Source organism: Micrococcus endophyticus, assembly GCF_014205115.1.
GTDB lineage: Bacteria > Actinomycetota > Actinomycetes > Actinomycetales > Micrococcaceae > Micrococcus > Micrococcus endophyticus.
Window position 1 is genome coordinate 754,545 of sequence record NZ_JACHMW010000001.1, and the last position, 20,791, is coordinate 775,335.

Sequence of the window (20,791 nt, forward strand, 5' to 3'; positions counted from 1 at the left end):
CGCCGGGCGCGCCCTGTCAGCCGATGCGCTCGAACAGCCGGTCCACGGCGTCCGAGGACGCGTCGAAGGGGTCCTTCGCCGCGATCGCGTGCAGCGGGTGGTCCGTGAGCTTGAGCGTGGTCCAGTCCACCGCGTAGCCCAGCCCCCGCTGACGGGCGCGGGCGATGAAGTCGGCGCGCACGCGGGCGCGCGTCGTGGGCGGGGCCGCGTCCACGGCCAGCCGGCCGGCGTCCTCGGGCAGCAGCCGCGCGGCCGCGCCGCGGCGCAGCAGGAGGCGGAACAGGCCCCGGTCCGGGTCGATGTCGTGGAAGGCCAAGTCCAGCTGCGCGAGCCGCGCCGAGCCCCAGTCCAGGTCCTGCCGGGCCCGGTAGTCCTCGAGCATGCGCAGCTTGATCGCCCAGTCGATGCGGTCCTCGATCCGGGAACGGTCCCCCGTGCGGACCGCCTCGATCACGTCCTCCCACAGGGTCAGGATCTCCTCCACGCGCTCGTGGTGGGCGCCCTCGGCGGCCACGAACGCCCGGGCGCGCTCGAGGTAGTGCTCCTGCAGCTCCAGGGCGGAGGCGTCCCCGTCCCGCAGCGCCACGCGGGCGGTGCCCGTGAGGTCGTGGGAGATCTGGCGGACGGCCAGGGTCGGGTGGGCGAGCACCCGGTCCCCGAGGGGGAAGCCGGCCTCGATCATGCGCAGCATCAGGTCCGTGGCCCCGAATCGGAGCAGGTGGGTGTGCTCGGAGAGGCTGGTGTCCCCCACGATCACGTGGAGGCGGCGGTACTCGGAGGCGTCCGCGTGGGGCTCGTCGCGCGTGTTGATGATCGGCCGGGACCGCGTGGTCGAGGAGGAGACCCCGTCCTGCACGAAGTCCGCCCGCTGGGAGAACGCGAAGTGCGCCGCGCCGTCACCCTCGGGCCACGTGCCGGCGGGGACCACCCGGCCGGCGCCCACGAGGATCTGGCGGGAGACGAGGAACGGCACGAGCGCCTCGGTGAGCCGGCGGTACTCGGTGCGCCGGCGCAGCAGGTAGTTCTCGTGGGAGCCGTAGGAGCTGCCCGAGGAGTCCGCGTTGTTGCGGTACAGGTGGATCCGGCCGCCGATCCCGTCCGCGGCCATGCGCTCCTGCGCCCGCGTGACGAGATCGTGGAGGATGAGGTCGCCCGCGGCGTCCGAGGCGATCAGCTCGTCCAGGGTGGAGCACTCGGCGGTGGCGTACTCGGGGTGGGAGCCCACGTCCAGGTACAGGCGGGAGCCGTTGGAGACGAACACGTTCGAGGAGTGCCCCCACTCGACGACGGGCCGGAAGAGGTAGCGGACGACCTCTTCGGGACTGAGCGGGCGCCCCTCCGGGTTCCAGTGCTGGACGCCGTACTCCGTCTCCAGCCCGAAGATCCGGCGGGCGCGGTCCGCGTCGGTCACTGGCCGCCCTTCTGGACGAAGCCCTTGACGAACTCCTCGGCATTGGACTCCAGCACCGAGTCGATCTCGTCCAGCAGGCTGTCCAGGCCCTGGTCCTGGGCCGCGGGCTTCACGTGCGCCTGGCCCGCCGCGGCGCCGGTCTCGTCGTCGCCGCCGGACGGGCGTGGGCGGATCTGCTCCTGGGACATGGTGGCCTCCTCGTGCGTCGACGCGGGTCGATGTGCTTCGTCCGCGTCCACCCATCCTGCCCCACGCACGGGCCACGTTTCAGCCCCACGTCCCCGGGTTGCCCCACCCTGGCAGGATGGGGGCATGCGCCTGTGGACCCTTCATCCCCGCCACCTCGACCGCCAGGGCCTGACGGGCGCCTGGCGCGAAGCCCTGCTCGCCCAGGCCGTCCTGGCCGGCCGCACGCGCGGGTATCGGGACCACCCGCAGCTGCTGAGGTTCCGGGAGCATCCGGACCCGTCCGGCGCCGTCGGCGCGTTCCTCTCCGGCCTCGAGGCCGAGGCCACGGCGCGCGGCTACCGCTTCGACCACTCCCGGATCGACCGGCCGTGCCCCGCCCCCGACGGCGCGGTGCGCATCCCGCCCGTCGGTCTCGCACCGATCCCGGCCACCACGGGCCAGCGCGACCTGGAGTGGCGTCACCTGTGCGCCAAGCTGGCCGCGCGCAGCCCCGCCTGGCTCGAACGGTGGTCGGACACGCCCGTCCCCGACGTGCACCCGCTGTTCACGATCGTCCCGGGGCCGGTCGCCTCCTGGGAGCGCGCCTGAGGGCGGGCCGCGGTCGGGCTCGGTCTGGCACCGTGGGGGCATGATCCGCGACGAGAGCATCGAGAGCTATCTGGGGCGCCTCGCCTCCGGCGAGCCCACCCCCGGCGGGGGCGCGACGGGCGCGCTCGCGGTCGCCGAGGGCGCCGGACTGCTGGCCATGGCGGCCCGGTTCAGCGCGTCCGAGGAGGACGCTCGGGCATCGGAGGGCTTGATCGCGGCGTGCCTCGGCCTCGCCGACGGCGACGAGCGGGGCTTCGGCGCCGTGGCCGAGGCGTTCGGGCTGCCCCGCGACACCCCGGAGGCCCGGTCCCGGCGCTCGGCCGCGATCCAGGCCGCCCTGGCCGAGGCCGTCCGGCCACCCCGTGGGATCGTCGACGCCGCCGAGCGTGCACTGGACCTGGCCGAGCGTGTGCTGGACGCAGCGAACCCGAACGTGCTCTCCGACGTCGGTGCGGCGCTCGGCTGCATCCGGGGCGGCCTCACCGCCGCCACGGTCACACTCGAGACCAACCTGGGCCCCCTCCGCGACGAGGGCGTGGAGGGCATCCTGCGCACCGACGTCGACCGGGCGGACCGTCTCGTCGCGCGGGCGGACGCCCTGCTGGGCCGCGTGCGCGCGGCCGTCACGGGCTGAGCGCCCGCCCTCGCCTCAGGCCCGCGCGCCGAACAGCGGCGGCAGCGTGGCCACGAGCGCCTCGTCGTCGGGCCGGGGCGCGGCGGCGTCCTCCCACCAGCCGGGCAGGTCCACGGCGGCGCCGACCAGCGGCTCGGCCAGGTGCAGCCGGTGCACCCGCTCCCCCGCCCCGCGCAGCAGCAGCGTCTCCCACGCGGCGCCGGCCACGCGGTCACCGTGGCGGCCCACGAGGTTGCCGCGGGTCCACGCGCGGGTGGCCCGCGGCGGCGTGGCGACGGCGGCACGGATCTCCGCCTCGTCGGCGAGCGTCCGGAGCGCGCCGGCGGCCACGAGCCGGCGGTGCAGGGAGCGGGCCGGGCGCAGGTCGGCGTACTGCAGGTCCACCATCGCGAGGCGGGGGTCGGTCCAGTCCGCACCCGCGCGGGCCCGCAGGCCCTCGAGGACGCGCAGCTTGGCCGCCCAGTCGGCGCGGTCGCTCAGGGACAGCGGATCCGCGGTGGCGTCGTCGAGGTCGATGGCCCAGGCCTCCAGCACCTCGCGCGTCTGCGGATCCGTCACCTCGAAGGCGGCGCAGTGGGCGTGGGCCGCGTCCAGGTAGGACCGCAGGATCTGCAGCCCGGTCCAGTGCCGGCGCACGGGGCCGTCCGCGGTGTGTTCGAGCAGCGACACCGTGGCCCGCAGGCCCGGGTCGTGGCTGATCGTCTGCAACGCGGCCACCGGGTCGTCCAGGGTGAGCCGGGGCGCCGTCCCGGCCTCGGCCATCGCGAGGACGAGCGCGGTCATGCCCATCCGCAGCCACGTGGCGTGCTGGCTCAGCGTCGCGTCACCGATGATCACGTGGAGTCGGCGGTAGGCCTCGGGACGGGCGTGCGGCTCGTCCCTCGTGTTGACGATCGGCCGGTGGATCGTGGTCTCCAGCCCCACGGGCTCCTCGAAGTAGTCGGCCCGCTGGGACAGCTGGAAGCCCGGCCGCTCCCCTGCCGGGCCGAGTCCCACGCGGCCCGCGCCCACGAGCACCTGCCGCGCCGCGAAGAACGGCAGCAGGACGGCGGTGAGCTCGTCGAAGTCGAGGGACCGGGCCACGAGGTAGTTCTCGTGTGCGCCGTAGGACTGGCCCTTGCCGTCCACGTTGTTCTTGTAGACCAGCACCTCCGGGGCGCCCTCGGCCTGGCCGATGTGCTCGGCCGCCGCCTGCGCGACCAGGTCCCCGGCGGCGTCCCAGACCATGGCGTCCCGCGGGGTGGTCGTCTCCGGCGAGGAGTACTCCGGGTGGGCGTGGTCCACGTACCAGCGCGCGCCGTTGGCCAGCACCGTGGAGAGCAGCAGGTGCACGGGCTCGCCGTCCGGGCCCACGAGCGCCTCGTCGGTCAGCTGCGAGGGGTGCGCCGCCGAACGCGGCAGCCGCCAGCCGCGGGCGTCCACGAGCGGCGACTCCCCCGTGTAGTCCCACTCGGTGCCGGCCACCGCCGAGCCGGTGCGGGTCACCAGGTCCGCGTAGGCGTTGACGAGCTCGACCGAGAGCACGCTGTGGTGCGCCCCCGGGTTGGCCGGCGCGTGGATGCCGAACTCGGTCTCCGTGCCCATCACCCGGTGCACGCCCCAGCCGGCGGCGTCCCGCCCGTTCGGGGGCACGGCCGCGCCGTGGAACAGCCGACGCTGGCCTTCGAAGGCCGGCGTGGCCCCCGGCTCGGCGGCACGCTCGCCGCCGAGGAGGTCCTGCCCGCCGCGGCCGAACGCGCTCACGACTGCGCCCCGCGCACCATCCGCAGCGACTGCAGGCGCGGGCCGCGCCAGCCGGAGGTGCGCGCCCACTCGGCGGGCGCGACCGTGGCCAGCAGGTCCGTCTGGTCCTCCAGCACCGCGTCCACGGCCTCGCGCAGGTGGCCCTCGCGAACGCCGCGGGCGGCCGGGTCCTGGTCGGCGCCGAGGTAGTCGCGCACGGCGTGGCGCTTGGCCCGGTCCACGACGTCGGCCACCACGGCGCCCGAGACGAGGTCGGCCAGGTGCAGGGCGCGGGTCGTGCCGGACACGTCCGTCAGCTCCGCCAGCGCGGTGCCCGTGCCGCGGTCGTAGAGGGCGGCGACCGTCCGGGCGATGAGCGTCGCGCGGGCCGCGCCGGCCGAGCCGGCCGCGGCGACGTCGTCGGGGTGCAGGGGCACGTCCGCGGTGAGGTGCTTGGCCATGATCTCCGCGGCGCCGGCCGCGTCGGGGCGGTCCACGCGGATCTTCACGTCCAGCCGGCCGGGGCGGAGCACGGCCGGGTCGATCATGTCCTCGCGGTTGGAGGCGCCGATGACGATCACGTTCTCGAGGGCCTCGACGCCGTCGATCTCGGTGAGCAGCTGCGGGACGATCGTGGTCTCCACGTCCGAGGAGACGCCGGAGCCGCGCGTGCGGAACAGCGACTCCATCTCGTCGAAGAAGATGACCACGGGGAAGCCGGCGTCGGCCTTCTCGCGGGCTCGGTCGAAGATGACGCGGATCTGCCGCTCGGTCTCGCCCACGTACTTGTTCAGCAGCTCGGGCCCCTTGACGTTGAGGAAGAACGAGCGCTCGCCGTCCGCGCTGCGGGCCGAGAGGGCGTTGGCCACAGCCTTGGCGAGCATGGTCTTGCCGGTGCCGGGCGGGCCGTACAGCATGATCCCCTTGGGGGCGCGCAGACCGTGCTCGCGGTATACCTCGGGGTGCAGGAACGGGATCTCGACGGCCTCGCGGATCCGGTCGATCTGCGGGCCGAGGCCGCCGATGTCCTCGAACGTGACGTCCGGGACCTCTTCGAGCAGCACCTCGTCCACCTCGGACAGCTCGACCCGCCGCAGCGCCCATTCGACGCGGGCGTCCACGGTGACGGCGTCCCCGTGGCGCAGCTCGACGCCCTCCAGCGCGGGCGCGCGCCGCACCACGCGCTCCTCGTCCGCCGTGCCGGCCAGGACGAGGCCGCCGTCGGGCAGCGCCTCCTTGACGCGCAGCAGCTGGCCGGATCCGGTGCCCGGGGCGACGCCCACGATCGCGCTGGACTCGTCCAGCAGCACCTGGGCGCCGGGCGTGAGGCGGGCGGCGTCGAGCAGCGGGGAGACCATCACGCGCAGCCGCCGGCCGTTCTGCACGACATCCGCTCCCCCGCGCACCACGGCGCCGGTCTCCACGCCCTCCTCGGGCTCACGCGGGGCGTGGACGGCCTCGAGGGTGGCGAAGGTGAACGGCGGATGCGTGACGGCGTCCAGGTTCTCCTTGAGCGTGGTGATCTCGGCGCGCGTGGCCTCGAGCAGCTCGACCATGCGCCGGTTGTTGCGGGCGGCCGTCTGGGTCTGGGCCTCGGCCTCCCGGCGGCGCTCGCTGAGGCGCGCGGCGTGCCGCTGGGCCGAGTCGAGCTGGTGCCGCAGCCGCTCGGCCTCGGCCTGGGACTGCCGCAGCAGCTCACGGGCCTCGCCGAGCCGGCGCTCGAGCTGCTCCGGTCCCCCCTGCGCGTCCTGGTCCACGGGCACCTCCCCTTCAGTCCTGGTCCTGCTCCTGGATCCTTCCACCGTACGCGTCCACGCCGCGCTCGGCGGCACGTGACCGGGCCGCCATGAGCCGGGCCTCCTTGGCCGCCTTGCGCGCCTTCTTGTCCGTGACGGGGCGCTCGCCGAGGGCCTCGGGGGTCCACCGGGCCTCGTCGGCCGGCTGCCAGGCCTCGACGTCCTCGGCCTTGAATTCGGAGACCTTGGAGCGCTTCTTCAGCCGCAGGGCCTCCTCGCCGGTGGCGAGGCGGCGGGCGGTGAGCAGGAACCCGGTGTGGGCGACCATCCGGTGGTCGGGGCGCACGGCGAGCCCGTCCAGGTGCCAGCCGCGCACGAGGGTCTCGTTGGCCTCCACCTGGGTGAACCGGCCGGAGTCCCGGATGGCCTCGGCCACGCGGGAGAGCTGGGTGGCGGTGGCCACGTAGTTCAGCCAGACGCCGCCGGGGGCGAGGACCTCGGCGACGGCGTCGAGGCACTCCCAGGGCGCGAGCATGTCCAGGACCACGCGGTCCACGGAGCCGGGCTCGTGGACGCGGGTCATCTGCTCCTGGGCGTCGCCGAGGTGGATGGACCAGGCGGGGTGCTCGGCGCCGAAGAACGCCTCCACGTTGGCGCGGGCCACGTCCGCGAACTCCTCGCGGCGCTCGTAGGAGTGCAGCCGGCCGTGGTCCCCCACGGCGCGCAGCAGGGACATGGACAGGGCGCCGGAGCCGACGCCGGCCTCGACCACCACGGCGCCCGGGAAGATATCCGCCTGCTGCACGATCTGGGCGGCGTCCTTGGGGTAGACCACGGTGGCCCCGCGCGGCATGGAGAGCACGAAGTCGTTGAGCAGCGGGCGCAGCACCTGGTAGGGCTGGCCGGCGGAGTTCTCCACCACCACGCCCTCGAAGCCGCCGATCAGGTCGTCGTGGCGCAGCACCCCCTGGTAGCTGTGGAACTCGCCGCCGGGCAGCAGGGTGATGGTGTTCAGGCGGCCCTTGGCGTCCTTGATCTGGACGCGCTGGCCGGCCCGCAGGGGGCCGCGGCGCGCGCTCACGCCGGTGGGTTCGGTCATCGTCGGGTGGCTCCTTCGTCGGGTCAGGGGCGCCGCGTCGCGTGGACGGCGGCGAGGATGCGTTCGCGGGGCACCACCGAGCGCACGAGTCCGCGCGCGTCGGTGAGCACCCACACGGGGGTCTCGGGGTCGGCCAGGACGGCCGCGAGCTCGGGGCCGGCCTCGGGCAGGGCCTCGCGCTCCAGCACGGCCTGCGGGGCCAGGGCGACGGCGGCGGCCGCCACGGGGGTGCCCGCGCGGGCGGCCGCGTCCAGGCGGCCCACGGCGGTGAGGTCGAGCACCCCGCGAGGCAGGCCTGCACCGTCCACGGCGACCGCAGCCCGCCGGCCGCCGTCGGCGTGGGCCAGGGCCTCGGCCACGGAGAGGTGCTCGGGGACGGCGACGGCGGCCAGCTCGAGGTCCGCCAGCCGCAGCCCGGCCAGCCGCCGGCCCCACCGCCCCCGCGCCACGGCGTCGCCGGCGCCCCGCCACAGGGTGAGCGCGGCCCAGATGAGGAGCACGGTGAACAGCACGTCCGGGGTCCGGCCCTGCAGCAGCGGCGCCAGCAGGGCGGCGGCGATGATAGCGGCGGAGATCACACGTCCGGCCCAGCCGGAGGCCTCGACGCCGCGGTCCCGGGACCCGGTGGCCGCCCACACGGCGGACTCCACCATGCGCCCGCCGTCCAGCGGGGCGCCGGGCAGGGCGTTGAAGGCCGCGAGCAGCAGGTTCGCCCACACCGTGACGTCCAGCAGCAGGGCGGCCACGGAGGGCCCGTCCACCGCGCGGGCGGCCAGGTGGGCGAGCCCGGCGAGGGCGAGGTTGGCGGCCGGGCCGGCCATCGCGGTGAACACCATGCCCAGCGGCCCGGCGTGCGCGCCGCGGAACTGGGTGTGCCCGCCCCACAGGGTGAGGGCGATCTCCTCGGCCCGCTGGCCCGCGGCGCGGCCGGCGAGCGCGTGGGCGACCTCGTGCACGAGCACGGACAGGGCCAGCAGCACGGCGTAGCCAAGGGCGACCCCGTAGGCGCCGGCGCCCAGCTCGGGCAGCGCGCGCCGGATCTGCGGGCCGAAGGCCAGGACGATCGCGGCGGCGATGAGCAGCCACGTCCAGGACAGCAGCACGGGCGCCCCGGCCACGGAGCCCAGGCGGAGGGAGCCGGTGCGCCGGGCGGCGGCGCCGCTCACGCGCGCCCGCCCGGGCCGGCGGGGGCGGGGGCGTCCTCGGCGCGGCCCGCCGCGACGTCGCGGACGGCGGCCAGGTCCGCCGGGGCGCGCCCGGCCAGGGTGTCCCACTCGACGGTGGCCGCCCCGGCCGGCAGCGGCAGGACGCTGGGCACGCCCACGGTGGGCAGGCCGGCGGCCACGGCCGCGGCGACGCCGACCGGCGAGTCCTCGACGGCGACGCAGCCGGCGGCGTCCAGGCCCGGATGCCGCGCGGCGAGCAGGTCCAGCGCGAGCAGGTAGGCCTCGGGGTCGGGCTTGCCGCGGGCCACCAGGTCTCCGGAGACGACGACGTCGAGGGCGCCCGCGGGGGCGCGCTCGGCGAGGGCGCGGGCCAGAGGGGTGTGCGACATGGTGACGAGCGCGCCGGGGACGCCGGCCTCGGCCAGGGCGGCGAGCAGCTCGCGGGCCCCGGCGCGCCAGGGGACGCGGTCCGCCACGCCGCGGGTCACGGCGCCCATGGTGCGCTCGATGATCTCGTCGACCGGCAGGTCCAGCCCTGCCGCCTGCAGGCGGCGCGCGCCCTCGTCAAGGGGGCGGCCCACGAGGGAGTCGGCCAGGGCCTCGGACCACACGCCGCCGTGCTCCGCGAGCAGGCGCCGCTGGGAGGCGTTCCACAGGGGCTCGGTGTCCACGAGGGTGCCGTCCATGTCCCAGAGGACGGCGCGCGGGAGGGCGCGGGCGCGCTCGGCCGGGCGGGCCGCGGGGGTGGAGGGCATGGGGTCCATCCTATCGAGCGCGCGGCGGGCGCCCGCACGGGGGCGGTGGCCCGCCCGTGACCGCGGTGCCGGGCCGTGCCTAGGCTGGCCGCCATGACCGACGCATCCTCCGTGGACCAGCCGGACGACGCCCTGGGGCCGCTCCGGACGCACCTGACGGCCACCGTCGACGACCTCGAGGCGGGGCTGCGCGCGCCCACGGTCCTGCTGCTGGCCTTCGAGGGCTGGAACGACGCCGGGGACGCGGCCAGCGGGGCGCTCGACGCCCTGCGCGAGCAGTGGGACGCCGCCGAGTCCGGCCGGATCTGCGACGGCGAGTTCTACGACTACCAGGTGACCCGTCCCGTGGTCCGCCGGGACGCGGACGGCATGGGCACCCTCGAGTGGCCGGCCGTGCGCCTGCACGAGGCACAGCTGGACGCGCAGGGCCGCCCGGTCGCCGGCGAGGCCGCGCCCCCGGACGGGGTGCGCGTGCTGCTGGCCGTCGGCGTCGAGCCCAACGTGCGCTGGCAGGCGTTCGCCGAGGAGCTGTTCGCGGCCGCGGCCGCGCGGCAGGTGGACGCCGTCGTCACCCTCGGGGCACTGCTGGCGGACGTGCCGCACAGTCGGCCCCTGCGGGCCCGGCCCACCTCCCCGCTCGTGGACGTCCGCGTGGCCGTGGGCGCGGACCGCCCCGCGTACGAGGGCCCCACGGGGATCGTCGGGGTCATCGCGGACGAGGCGGCCCGCCGCGGCCTGCCCAGCGTCTCCCTGTGGGGCGCGGTGCCGCACTACGTGGCCCAGGCGCCCTCCCCCAAGACCCTGCTCGGCCTCGTGGAGGCGATCGAGGACCTGTTGCACGTGAGCGTCTCCACGTGCGAGCTCGAGGACGACGCCCAGGCGTGGCAGCGCGGCGTGGACGAGCTCGCCGCCGAGGACCCCGACGTCGCCGCGTACGTCCGTCAGCTCGAGGAGGCGCAGGACACGCAGCAGCTGCCCGAGGCCTCGGGTGAGGCCATCGCCCGGGAGTTCGAGCGCTACCTGCGCGGGCGCAGCGGGCGCTGAGCCCTCCGCCGGCTCAGCGCAGGCGCAGGCCCAGCAGGGCCGAGGCGACGTCGGCCACGGCCACCGGGGCGGCGTCGTCGGCCGCGTCCAGGCCCGGCAGCGTGCCCGCGGCCCACGCGTCGAGCGCCTCGAGGGCGCGGGGGGCGTCCAGGTCGTCCGAGAGCGCGGCGTGGACCGCGTCGAGCACGGCGGAGCCGGCCTGCGCGTGCGGGCCCTCGAGGGCGGCGCGCCAGCGCGCCACGCGCTCCTGCGCGCGGGCCAGCACGTCTTCGGACCACTCCCAGTCGGAGCGGTAGTGGTGCGCGAGGATCGCGGCGCGCACGGCCACCGGCTCGACGCCGCGGGCGCGCAGCCGGGAGACGAGCTCGAGGTTGCCCAGGGACTTGGACATCTTCTGCCCGTCCAGGGCCACCATGCCGGTGTGGGCGTAGTGCCGGGCCAAGGGCCGGCCGTCCACGGCGGTGGCGTGGGCGGCGGAGAACTCGTGGTGCGGGAAGCGCAGGTCGGACCCGCCGCCCTGGACGGTGAACGGGGCGGGCAGGTGCGCGCGGGAGATCACGGAGCACTCGATGTGCCAGCCCGGCCGGCCCTCGCCGAGGGAGCGGCCGTCCCAGGCGGGCTCCCCGTCACGGTGCACGCGCCACAGCAGCGGGTCCAGCGGGTCGCGCTTGCCGGGGCGCTGCGGGTCGCCGCCGCGCTCGGGGAACACCTCGGTCATCTCGTCCAGCGGCATGGCCGAGACCTGGCCCAGCCGCCAGTCGCCGGCCGCCTCGGCGGCCCGGACGTCGAAGTAGACGTCGCCGTCGGGGGCGTCGGCCTCGCCGGGGACCCGGTAGGCCAGGCCGGCGGCCAGCATGGCCTCCACCGCGTCCACCACCAGGTCGATCGCCTCGGTGGCGCCCACGTAGTGGTCCGGGGCGAGCACCTCGAGCGCGGCCATGTCCGAGCGGAACAGGTCGGTCTGGTCGCGGGCGAGCTCCCGCCAGTCCACGCCCGTGGCGTCGGCGCGCTCGAGCAGCGGGTCGTCCACGTCCGTCACGTTCTGGACGTAGGCGACCTCGAGGCCGGCGGCGCGCCAGTAGCGGTTCAGCAGGTCGAAGGCCACATAGGTGCTGGCGTGGCCGAGGTGCGTGGCGTCGTAGGGGGTGATGCCGCAGACGTAGAGCGAGGCCTCCCGGGCGTCGTTGCCCGGGTGCCGGACGGCGCCGGTGGCAGTGTCGTGCAGGCGCAGCCGGTCCGGCCGGGTCGGCACGGCGGGCGGGACGGGGGTGGACCAGGACTTCACGGGACTCCTCGGCTTCGGGGCGGGCAGGCCCGACCGGGCCGGCGGGCGCGGTCGCGGGGGCGGGCTCAGGCGCTGATGACGCCGGTACCCAGGAGGGCGAACAGCCCCAGGCCCAGGGCGATGCGGTACCAGACGAACGGCATGTACGAGTTGGTGGTGATGTACTTCATCAGCCAGGCGATCACGGCGTAGCCGACCACGAACGCGATGACGGTGGCCAGGAAGGTCTCACCCATCCCGTAGGGGCCCTGCGTGCCGGGCTCCGCGAGGGACTGGAACAGCTTGTAGAAGCCGGAGGCGAACACGGCCGGCACGGCCAGCAAGAACGCGTAGCGGGCGGCGGCCGAGCGGGTGTAGCCCATGGCCAGGCCGGCGGTGATGGTGCCGCCGGAGCGGGAGACGCCGGGGATGAGCGCGAGGGACTGGGCGAAGCCGTAGAGGACGCCGTCGCGGACCGTGAGCCGCTCGAGGGGCTTGGTCTGCCGGCCGAGGCGGTCGGCCAGCGCCAGCAGCACGCCGAAGACGATGAGCATGGTCGCGGTGATCCAGAGGGAGCGGAACTCGGTGTCGATCCAGTCCTGCAGCAGCAGGCCGAGCACGGCGATGGGGAGGGAGCCGAGGATGATGAGCCAGCCCATGCGCACGTCCGGGTCGGAGTGCGGCAGGCGGCCGGCGAGGGCCTGGAACCAGCGGCCGATGATGCGGGTGATGTCACGCCAGAAGTAGATGAGCACGGCGAGCTCCGTGCCGATCTGGGTGATGGCCGTGAAGGCGGCGCCCGGATCCGACGCGGACGGCAGGAACTCCCCTACGATTCGGATGTGGGCGGAAGAGGAGATGGGCAGGAACTCCGTGAGGCCCTGCACCAGGCCCAGGATGATGGCTTCGATCCACGTCACGGAGAGTCACTGTACGCGACGACCCCGGGCGGGAGCCCAGGGTCGTGGGGTGGATCACGCGCGATGCGGCTCAGCCCTCGTCGTCGTCCTCCTCATCGTCGAACACCTCGAGGGGGGTGACCTCCTCGGTGTCGGCGTACAGGGCGTCCTCGTAGGCCTCGAAGGCGTCGGCGACGGCGAAGAACGCGGCCTCCACGGCGGGGTCGTCCTCGCCCCGCTTGTTCTGCGCGGCCACGAGGTGTTCGTTCAGGGCGGTGGTGAGGGCCTCCAGGGCCATGCGGGCGTCAGAGCTCATGGCTGAACGGTATCCCCCTCCCGGGAGGCCCGCCAGGGGTGGCGGGTGCTCCCCTGACCCGGGCAGCGCCCCGCCCGGGGCGCGACTCTGCCAGGATGGACGGGTGCGTGAACAGCTGATGTCCTCGACCCTGGACTCGATCGCCTGCGGCCAGAAGTGGGAGTACCTGGTGATCACGGTCTCCCCCGACGAGTCGCTGGGCGACGCCCGCCGCCGGCTCGTGGAGCACGCCGAGTACGGCCGCTGGGAGCTGCAGCGCTCCGTCCACTTCCGCGGCGGGGCCCGGCGCTACTGGCTGCGCCGCCGCGTGGTGCGCGTGGCCTCCACCCTCTCCTCCGCCTGAGCCCGCCTGGCCCCGCCTCGCCTCCACCCCAGGCGGACGGCGGACGGCCGACGACAACGGGCCGCGCCGTCGTCGTCCGCGGCCGGGCCAGCGGGTCGGCCGGTCAGCGGGGCTCGAGCATCCGCTCGAGCACGCGGCAGCCGAACTCGAGGGCGTCCACGGGCACGCGCTCGTCGATGCCGTGGAACAGCGAGGTGAACGCCAGGTCGGCGGGCAGGCGCATGGGCGCGAAGCCGTAGCCGGTGATGCCGAGGCGGGCCAGCGACTTGTTGTCCGTGCCGCCGCCGAGCATGAACGGCAGCACCTCGGCGCCCGGGTCCTCGGCCTGCAGGGAGGCGACCATGAGCTCCACGAGGTCGCCGGAGAACGGCGTCTCCAGGGCGACGTCGCGGTGCTCGGGCTCGATGGTCACGTCCGGACCGGCGAGCTCGGCGATCGTGGCCAGGGCGGCCTCCTCCTCGCCGGGCAGCAGGCGCGCGTCCACGGTGCCGGTCGCGGTGGAGGGGATCACGTTGTGCTTGTACCCCGAGGTCATCCCGGTGGGGTTCGAGGAGGTGCGCAGCGTGCCGGCCACCCACGAGCGGGCCTGGCCGAGCGCGTCGAGCTGCGGCGTCGGGTCCTGCTCGTCGAAGTCGACGCCCATGATCTCGGCGACCTGCTCGAGCAGCGCCCGCGTGGTCTTCGTGTAGACCAGGGGCCACTCGTGGCCGCCGATGCGGGTCATGGCCCCGGCCAGGCGCGTCACCGCATTGTCCGGGTGGGGCGCGGAGCCGTGGCCGGGGGCGCCCTCGGCGCGCAGGTTCAGCCAGGCGATGCCCTTCTCCGCGGTCTGCACGAGGTAGGCGCGCGAGCCGTGCACCTCGGTGGAGAAGCCGCCGACCTCGGAGATCGCCTCGGTGCAGCCGTCGAACAGCTCGGGGTGGTGCTCCACGAGCCAGCGCGCCCCGTAGACGCCGCCGGCCTCCTCGTCCGCGAAGAACGCCACGGTGAGCGGGCGCCGGGGTCGCCGGCCCGTGCGGGCCAGGTGAAGCAGGACGGAGAGCACCATCGCGTCCATGCCCTTCATGTCCACGGCGCCGCGGCCCCAGATCATGCCGTCCTTGAGCTCGGCGCCGAACGGGTCCACGCTCCACTCGTCTGCCTCGGCCGGCACCACGTCCGTGTGGCCGTGCACCACGAGCCCCGGCGCGTCCTCGTCCCAGCCGGGCAGGTGCCCGACGACGGACACGCGCCCGGGCGAGGACTCGAAGAGGCGGGGCCTCATCCCGGCCTCCTCCATGAGCCGGGCGCAAAGGGCGGCGGCCTCCGGCTCTCCCACGGAGACGTTGCCCCCACGGTTGGTGGTGTCGATGCGGATGAGGTCGCGGCAGATCTCCACGACGCGGTCCTCGGGGCGGGAGACGGGGGTGTCATGAGCGTTCTGGGTCATGGTTTTGAGCCTAGCCGCAGCGCGTGCTACAGTTCTCGAGTTGCCCGGCGAGGGAACGGCTCGAGAGAGTCGGACCGGACCAGGTGAACGGGCCTTCTCGGCCCGAGGATGAGCGCGAGTGGCGGAATTGGTAGACGCGCAGCGTTGAGGTCGCTGTGTCCGCAAGGACGTGGGGGTTCAAGTCCCCCCTCGCGCACCGCTCATCGAAGCAGTAGGAGCCCCGGTCGTCACGACCGGGGCTCCTCGCGTTCCCGCACCGCTGCGCATACTAGAGTGGAGACGTGTGACGGCAGGCGCCGTCAGCGACCGGAGACGACGGCATGGAGGACCCGATGGCCCTGGAAGCCCGCGCGCTGTTGCGCCAACTCGCCCGCGCGCACGGCGTGCAGACGGACTACGTCGGCCAGGACGGCTCGGCCCAGACCGTCCCGGACGAGGCCCTCGTGAAGGTCCTCGCCGCGCTCGGCGTCCGCGTCCGACCGGACGGCGTCGCCGGCCTGGCCGAGGCTCTCGAGGACGCCGAGACCGCCCCCTGGCGGGACGTCCTGCCGCCCACCGTCGCCGCCCGCGCCGGGCACCGGCTCTCCGTGCCGTGCCACGTCGCCGCCGGCGACACCGTCACCGCGCGGATCCACACCGAGTCCGGGCAGACCCTGGACGTGGACGTCAGCGAGCCGGTCGTCGAGGTGCGCCGCGTGGACGGCGTCGCGCGCGAGCGGCTGCACGTGCAGGTCCCCGGGGACCTGGCGCCCGGCTGGCACCGCCTCGAGGTCGTCAGCGGCTCCGGGTCCACCGCCTCCGCCGTCCTGGTGTGCGCCCCGGAGCGGCTCACCACGGCCGCCCCGTTCCTCGCCCGGCGCGGCTGGGGCGTCGCCGCCCAGGGGTACTCGGTCACCTCTGCGGACTCGTGGGGCATCGGCGACGCCGCGGACATGGCCGCCCTCGCCGAGCTGGCCGCCCCGCACGGCGCGGACTTCCTCCTGCTGCACCCGCTGCACGCCGTCGAGCCCGGCGCCGAGCCGGCCGACTCCCCCTACTCCCCCGTGTCCCGGCGCTTCCTCTCCGCGCTGCTCGTGCACGTGCCGGACATCCCCGAGTTCGCCGCGCTGCCCGCCGCCGAGCAGGACGAGCTGCGCGCGGCCGGCGCCGCCGTGCAGGCACGCCTGGAGCGCTCCGGCGCGATCGACCGCCCGGCCGTGGCCGCCGCCCTCTGGCCGGCCCTGCGCCGCGTGCACGCCGTGCCCCGCACCCCCGAGCGCGAGGCCGCCTACGCCGCCTTCCGCGCCGAGGCCGGGCCGGGCCTGGACGACTTCGCCCTCTGGTCCGCGCTGCGCACCGCCGACGACGTCCCCGGTCCGGAGCTGGCCGACCCCGCCTGGGCGCCGGGCGGGGAGCACGCCGAGCGCGTGCGCACCGAGCGCGCGGACGAGGTCGACCTGCACCGCTGGGTGCAGTGGGTGGCCGCCGAGCAGCTCGCCGCCGTGCAGCAGCGCGCCCGCGCCGCGGGCATGCGCATGGGCGTCATGGTGGACCTGGCGGTCGGGGCCACCCGCGAGACCGCGGACGCCTGGATGCTCGGGGACGTGCTCGTCCCCGGGATGTCCGTGGGCGCCCCGCCCGAGGTGTTCAATCAGCTCGGCCAGGACTGGTCCCAGCACCCGTGGCATCCGCGCCGCCTCGCCGAGACCGGCTACGCCGCGTTCCGGGACATGCTGCGCACTGTGCTGCGCAGCGCCGGCGGCATCCGCATGGACCACGTGCTCGGGCTCTTCCGCCTGTGGTGGATCCCGGTGGGCGCCGGGGCCACCCAGGGCGCCTACGTGGAGTACGACCACGAGGCGATGCTCGCCGTGCTCACCCTCGAGGCGGAGCGGGCCGGCGCCGTCGTGGTCGGCGAGGACCTGGGCACGTTCGAGCCCTGGGTGCAGCGCCGCCTGGCCGAGGCCGGCGTGCTGGGCACCTCGATCCTCTGGTTCGAGCAGCGCGACGGCGAGCCGCTGCCGCCGGAGCGGTACCGGCGCCTGGCCATGGCCGCCGTGAACACCCACGACCTGCCGCCCACGGCCGGCTACCTCGAGGGCGTCCAGGTGGACCTGCGCGAGCGGCTCGGCCTCTACACCGTGGACGTGGCGCAGGAGCGCCGCCGCTCGGCGGACGAGGTGGAGGCGTTCCTCGGCGCCGCGGTGCGACGCGGCCTGCTCGACGCGCGGGACGCCCGGGTGCGCCCCGACGACGCGGCCCAGCGCGAGGCGCAGACCGTGGCCCTGCACCGGCTCCTGGCCCAGGCGCCCTCGGCCCTGCACAGCGTCTCCCTCGTCGACGCCGTGGGCGAGCGCCGCATCCAGAACCAGCCCGGCACCACCCAGGACCAGCACCCCAACTGGACGCTGCCCCTCGGCGACCGCGAGGGGCGGATGCTGCGCGTCGAGGACTTGGCGTCCTCGGCGACGGCGACCCGCCTGTTCGACGCCGTTGAGGAGGAGCTGCGCGCCTCCGTGCCGGTCGGCATCGGCGTCAGCCTGCACACCTCGCCCCTGGCGCAGCCGGGCCGCGGGGACGCCGGCGGCCTGAACGTGTACGTGCGCCACGCCGCCCTGGCCCTGGCCCGGCGCGGGGTGCGCATGATCCTCCTCACCCGCGCCGAGGAGCCCGTGGGCCCGGAGGGCGCGCGCGTCACGCGGCTGGAGGCCGGCGGCGAGGCGCCCGCGGCGACGGTCGTGGAGCTGGCCGTGGGCCCGGCCGCGCCCCTGCCCAAGGCCGAGCTGGCCGCGCTGAGGGACGAGTTCACGGCGGCGGCCCGCGCCTGGTTGGCCTCCGACTCCGTGCCGGGCGGGCCGGTGCTGGCTCCGCAGGGGGTCGACGCGCGGGGCCTCGGCGCACCGGCCGCCCCGCCCGTCGCCTTCGTGCACGGCCACTACTGGCTCTCGGCGCCCACGGCCGCCGCCCTCGCGGCGGCGACCGGCGCCCCCCACCTGCACACCATGCACACCACCGCCGCCGTGAAGATGCTCGAGGACCCGGAGCTGCGCGAGCCGGCCGAGCGGATCGAGGCGGAGGGCGCCGTGGTCCGCGAGGCGGACCTGCTGGTGGTCAACTCCCCCGCCGAGGTCGTGGACCTGCGCGAGGCCCTCGGCGTGCCCCGGGCGCGCACCCGGGTGCTGCCCCCGGGCGCGGACCTCGCGACGTTCACCCCCGAGGGCCCGGCCCTCTGGCCGGGCGACCCCGACGACGGCGGCGCCCTGCGCGTGCTGTTCGCCGGGCGCATCCAGCGGCACAAGGGCCCGCACCTGCTGGTGGAGGCCCTGGCCGTGCTGCGCGAGCGGGCCGGCGGGCCCGGGGCCGACCCCGGCGTGCGCCTGCACGTGAACGGGGCGCCCTCCGGAGAGGAGGGGCTGGACCTGCCGGGCCTGGCCCTCGAGCGCGGCGTGGCGGACCTCGTGACCTTCTCCGAGCCGGTCCGGGCGGAGGAGCTGGCCGCGCAGCTCCGGGCGGCCGACGTCGTCGCGATGCCCAGCGCCTCCGAGTCGTACGGCCTCGTGGCCCTCGAGGCGCAGGCCTGCGGCACGCCCGTGCTCGCCCACCGGGTAGGCGGGCTGGTCCACGCCGTGATCGACGGCGCCTCCGGGCGGCTGGTGACGGAGGGCTCCCCCGAGGCCTGGGCCGACGCCCTCGCCGCCGTCCTGGCGGACCGCCCGGCGTGGGATGCCCTGGCCGCCGGCGCCGTGCGCCACGCCGCGGACCACTCGTGGGAGGCCTACGCCGACGGGCTGCTCGAGGCCGCCACCGGGCTGGCCCGCCGCCAGGACGGCGGCGGGGACGCCGGCGCCTGAGCCCGCGCGGCGCACCGCCCAGGACCGCGCCTCACCACGCAGGACCATTACGGCACAGGCCCCCGGGACGGAGCGTCCCGGGGGCCTGTGCCGTGCGGCGTCGTCCGCTCAGTCCGCGAGCGGGGCGATCCGGCCGGTGAAGTGCCGGCGGCCGCGGCGCCCGTCCCAGCCGATCACGCGGGTGCCCTGCCCGTCGGCGGGCTCGTAGCGGACGGCCACGGTGCCGGGCAGCACGACGGGCGCGTCGAACTCGATCTCCCAGCGGAACCCGCCGGCGGCGGGCTCGCGGCCCTGCAGCATGCGAGCGGCCAGCAGCATGCCGTGGGCGATCGCGCCCTTCATGCCGAACAGGCGCGCGCTCACCCCGGTGAGGTGGATGGGGTTCCAGTCCCCGGAGACGTCCGCGTAGCGGCGGCCGGCGCCGGCGCCGAGGCGCCACTCGGCGGTCCGGGCGGGGGCGGTGAACTCCTCGCGGGCCGGGCGCTCCGGCCGCAGGCCCGTGAGGTGCACGCCCTTGGCCAGGTATCGGGAGACACCCTCCCAGAGCACGGCCTCGCCGCCGGCGGGGTCCGGCCCCTCGACGGTGACGGCCACGTCCACGGCGGTGCCCGCGTGGTGCGGGACGAGCCCGACCGCGCGGGCCGTGACGCGCAGCGCCGTCTCGGCCGGCACCGGGCGGCGGTGCAGCACGGTGTTGGTCAGGTGCACCATGCCGGGCAGGGGCAGGGGGAAATCGGGGTCGGCCATGAGCTCCATGGCGGCCCCGAACACCTGCGTGTGGACGAGCACGGAGGGCAGCGCGGCCGGGTCGGCGGGGCCGACGGCGTCGCGCCATGCCGCCACCGCCGCGCGCGGGATGCGGTGGCCGGTGACCACTACCTCCCGCTCGGGCAGGACGGCGGGACGGGAGCGGCGGGTCAGCGCGTCCTTGGCGGCCTGCCCGGCGGCCCGGGCGTAGAGGCCGGCCAGCGACGGCGGCGCGGCGAGCTCGGTGGTGCGCATGCTCACGCCCCCAGCTTCGACTGGCCGCACACGCGCAGGGTGGCGCCGTTGGTGCCGCCGGCGGCGTCGGAGGCGAACCACGCGACGGCCTCGGCGACGTCCTGGGGCAGCCCGCCCTGCTGGAGCGAGTTGAGCCGGCGGCCGACCTCGCGGGTGGCCAGCGGGATCTTCGCGGTCATCTCGGTCTCGATGAAGCCGGGCGCCACGGCGTTGATCGTGCCGCCGCGCGCGGCCAGCGCCGGCGCGGAGGCGGCCGTCAGGCCGATCACGCCGGCCTTGGAGGCCGCGTAGTTGGTCTGGCCGCGGTTGCCGGCGATGCCGGAGATCGAGGCCAGGCCGATGATCCGCAGCCCCTCGCCCGTGACGTCCCGCGCGTCGTCCGCGAGGAAGGCCTCGTTCATGGCCAGCTGCGAGGCGGTGTTCACGGCGATCACCGAGTCCCAGCGCGCCGCGTCCATGTTGGCGAGCATGCGGTCCCGCGTGATGCCCGCGTTGTGCACCACCACGTCCATGCGCCCGTGACGGGCGCGGCAGTGCTCCAGGATGCGCGCGCCGGCCTCCGGGGCGGTGATGTCCAGGGCGAGGGCGGTGCCGCCCACCTCGTTCACGACGGCGGCCAGCGACTCCCCCGCCGCCGGGACGTCCACGCCCACCACGGCGGCGCCGTCGCGGGCCAGGGTGCGCACGATGGCCGCGCCGATGCCCCGGGCCGCGCCCGTGACCACGGCCACCTTGCCCGCCAGGGGGCGGGCCGCGTCCGCGGGGGTCGCGCCGTCCCGCGTGGTCACGGGGAGGAACTGGCCGGAGACGTACGCGGACCGGCCCGACAGCAGGAACGCGAGGGCGCCGGCGGCGCCGGGGGCGGTGAGGGGCACGCCCTCGCCCAGGACGATGCCGTTCGCGGTGCCGCCGCGGCGCATCTCCTGCGCGAGCGAGCGGGTCAGGCCCTGCACGCCCTGGCGGGCGGCCCGCACGGCGGGCTCGGCCGCGGCCTCGGGGTCCACGGACACCGTGACCACGCGGGAGGAGGCGCCCAGGGAGCGCAGCGCGCCGCCGATCTGCAGGACGGTCTCGCCCAGGTCGCCGGGGGCGGCGGCGTCGTCGAAGCAGGCGACGACGCCGGCGAGCCGCGCGCCCTCGCGGGGCGCGTCGGCCACCTCCAGACCCCACGAGGCCAGAAGGGTGCGGGCGTCCGCGGCGGCGGGGCCGGCGCCGAGGACGAGGACGGAGCCGTGGAGCACGGGCTCGCCGGGGGCGTGGCGGCGCAGCTCGACGGGCTGGGGCAGGCCGAGGGCGCCGGTCAGGCGGCGGCCCAGGGCGGAGGCGGCGAAGGCGCCGTAGCGGTCGGTCATGTCAGTGCCTCT

General features: G+C 76.2%; 18 protein-coding genes and 1 tRNA gene. 6 read left to right on the forward strand and 13 right to left on the reverse strand.

Annotation, left to right across the window (positions count from 1 at the left end):
- Positions 1-16: 16 nt before the first annotated feature.
- Both pafA and HDA33_RS03410 read right to left on the reverse strand, forming a co-directional pair.
- The gene (gene pafA, locus HDA33_RS03405) at positions 17-1,411 is read right to left on the reverse strand and encodes a Pup--protein ligase (protein ID WP_184170915.1); all 1,395 of its coding nucleotides are present in this window, start codon (positions 1,409-1,411) and stop codon (positions 17-19) included.
- Positions 1,408-1,599, reverse strand: coding sequence for a ubiquitin-like protein Pup (locus tag HDA33_RS03410; protein ID WP_017488237.1), 192 nt, complete (start codon positions 1,597-1,599; stop codon positions 1,408-1,410). The genes pafA and HDA33_RS03410 overlap by 4 nt, the downstream gene beginning before the upstream one ends.
- 124 nt (positions 1,600-1,723) lie before the next feature.
- Between HDA33_RS03410 and HDA33_RS03415 the strand changes: the two genes are divergently transcribed.
- Both HDA33_RS03415 and HDA33_RS03420 read left to right on the forward strand, forming a co-directional pair.
- Positions 1,724-2,188, forward strand: a complete 465-nt coding sequence (locus tag HDA33_RS03415) for a pyrimidine dimer DNA glycosylase/endonuclease V (RefSeq protein ID WP_017488236.1) — start codon at positions 1,724-1,726, stop codon at positions 2,186-2,188.
- Positions 2,189-2,228: 40 nt separating this feature from the next.
- Complete coding sequence (locus HDA33_RS03420; protein ID WP_184170918.1) at positions 2,229-2,822, forward strand: cyclodeaminase/cyclohydrolase family protein; 594 nt, start codon at positions 2,229-2,231, stop codon at positions 2,820-2,822.
- Positions 2,823-2,837: 15 nt separating this feature from the next.
- Here the strand turns inward: HDA33_RS03420 and dop are convergent, their stop codons facing one another.
- The 5 genes from dop to HDA33_RS03445 are packed head-to-tail and all read right to left on the reverse strand — an operon-like array spanning position 2,838 to position 9,300.
- Entirely contained in the window at positions 2,838-4,565 is a 1,728-nt protein-coding gene (gene dop / locus HDA33_RS03425) for a depupylase/deamidase Dop (protein WP_338104239.1), read from the reverse strand.
- Positions 4,562-6,307 carry a proteasome ATPase gene (gene arc / locus HDA33_RS03430; RefSeq protein WP_420826908.1) on the reverse strand — a complete coding sequence of 582 codons (1,746 nt, stop codon included), beginning with the start codon at positions 6,305-6,307 and terminating at the stop codon, positions 4,562-4,564. The genes dop and arc overlap by 4 nt, the downstream gene beginning before the upstream one ends.
- 7 nt (positions 6,308-6,314) lie before the next feature.
- Positions 6,315-7,379 carry a tRNA (adenine-N1)-methyltransferase gene (locus tag HDA33_RS03435; RefSeq protein ID WP_158492767.1) on the reverse strand — a complete coding sequence of 355 codons (1,065 nt, stop codon included), beginning with the start codon at positions 7,377-7,379 and terminating at the stop codon, positions 6,315-6,317.
- A gap of 23 nt (positions 7,380-7,402) precedes the next feature.
- Positions 7,403-8,545, reverse strand: coding sequence for a M50 family metallopeptidase (locus HDA33_RS03440; RefSeq protein WP_184170923.1), 1,143 nt, complete (start codon positions 8,543-8,545; stop codon positions 7,403-7,405).
- Entirely contained in the window at positions 8,542-9,300 is a 759-nt protein-coding gene (locus HDA33_RS03445) for an HAD family hydrolase (protein WP_184170926.1), read from the reverse strand. Before HDA33_RS03445 ends, HDA33_RS03440 begins: the two co-directional genes overlap by 4 nt.
- Positions 9,301-9,393: 93 nt before the next feature.
- Between HDA33_RS03445 and HDA33_RS03450 the strand changes: the two genes are divergently transcribed.
- Positions 9,394-10,344, forward strand: coding sequence for a PAC2 family protein (locus HDA33_RS03450; RefSeq protein WP_184170929.1), 951 nt, complete (start codon positions 9,394-9,396; stop codon positions 10,342-10,344).
- 13 nt (positions 10,345-10,357) lie between these two features.
- Here HDA33_RS03450 and mshC read toward each other — a convergent pair whose 3' ends face one another.
- The 3 genes from mshC to HDA33_RS03465 all read right to left on the reverse strand — a co-directional run bounded on the left by mshC (position 10,358) and on the right by HDA33_RS03465 (position 12,823).
- Entirely contained in the window at positions 10,358-11,629 is a 1,272-nt protein-coding gene (gene mshC / locus HDA33_RS03455) for a cysteine--1-D-myo-inosityl 2-amino-2-deoxy-alpha-D-glucopyranoside ligase (protein WP_184170932.1), read from the reverse strand.
- Between the two features lie 65 nt (positions 11,630-11,694).
- A complete protein-coding gene (locus HDA33_RS03460) occupies positions 11,695-12,528 on the reverse strand; it encodes an undecaprenyl-diphosphate phosphatase (RefSeq protein WP_184170935.1) in 834 nt (277 codons plus the stop codon).
- Positions 12,529-12,598: 70 nt separating this feature from the next.
- A complete protein-coding gene (locus HDA33_RS03465) occupies positions 12,599-12,823 on the reverse strand; it encodes a hypothetical protein (protein WP_184170938.1) in 225 nt (74 codons plus the stop codon).
- 103 nt (positions 12,824-12,926) lie between these two features.
- Here HDA33_RS03465 and HDA33_RS03470 point away from each other — a divergent pair, with 103 nt between their 5' ends.
- Positions 12,927-13,166, forward strand: coding sequence for a DUF5703 family protein (locus HDA33_RS03470; protein ID WP_184170941.1), 240 nt, complete (start codon positions 12,927-12,929; stop codon positions 13,164-13,166).
- Between the two features lie 103 nt (positions 13,167-13,269).
- On the opposite strand, the gene HDA33_RS03475 is transcribed toward HDA33_RS03470, so the two are convergent.
- On the reverse strand, positions 13,270-14,595 hold the full coding sequence (locus tag HDA33_RS03475) for a M20/M25/M40 family metallo-hydrolase (protein ID WP_184170944.1): 1,326 nt from the start codon (positions 14,593-14,595) through the stop codon (positions 13,270-13,272).
- 112 nt (positions 14,596-14,707) lie between these two features.
- Between HDA33_RS03475 and HDA33_RS03480 the strand changes: the two genes are divergently transcribed.
- Both HDA33_RS03480 and malQ read left to right on the forward strand, forming a co-directional pair.
- A tRNA-Leu gene (locus HDA33_RS03480) sits at positions 14,708-14,791 on the forward strand.
- A 136-nt stretch (positions 14,792-14,927) separates the two neighbouring features.
- Positions 14,928-18,425, forward strand: coding sequence for a 4-alpha-glucanotransferase (gene malQ / locus HDA33_RS03485; protein WP_246416852.1), 3,498 nt, complete (start codon positions 14,928-14,930; stop codon positions 18,423-18,425).
- A gap of 108 nt (positions 18,426-18,533) precedes the next feature.
- On the opposite strand, the gene HDA33_RS03490 is transcribed toward malQ, so the two are convergent.
- The gene (locus HDA33_RS03490; RefSeq protein ID WP_184173752.1) at positions 18,534-19,427 is read right to left on the reverse strand and encodes a MaoC/PaaZ C-terminal domain-containing protein; all 894 of its coding nucleotides are present in this window, start codon (positions 19,425-19,427) and stop codon (positions 18,534-18,536) included.
- Positions 19,428-19,429: 2 nt separating this feature from the next.
- Positions 19,430-20,779, reverse strand: a complete 1,350-nt coding sequence (locus HDA33_RS03495) for a 3-oxoacyl-ACP reductase (protein ID WP_184170950.1) — start codon at positions 20,777-20,779, stop codon at positions 19,430-19,432.
- Positions 20,780-20,791: the final 12 nt, after the last annotated feature.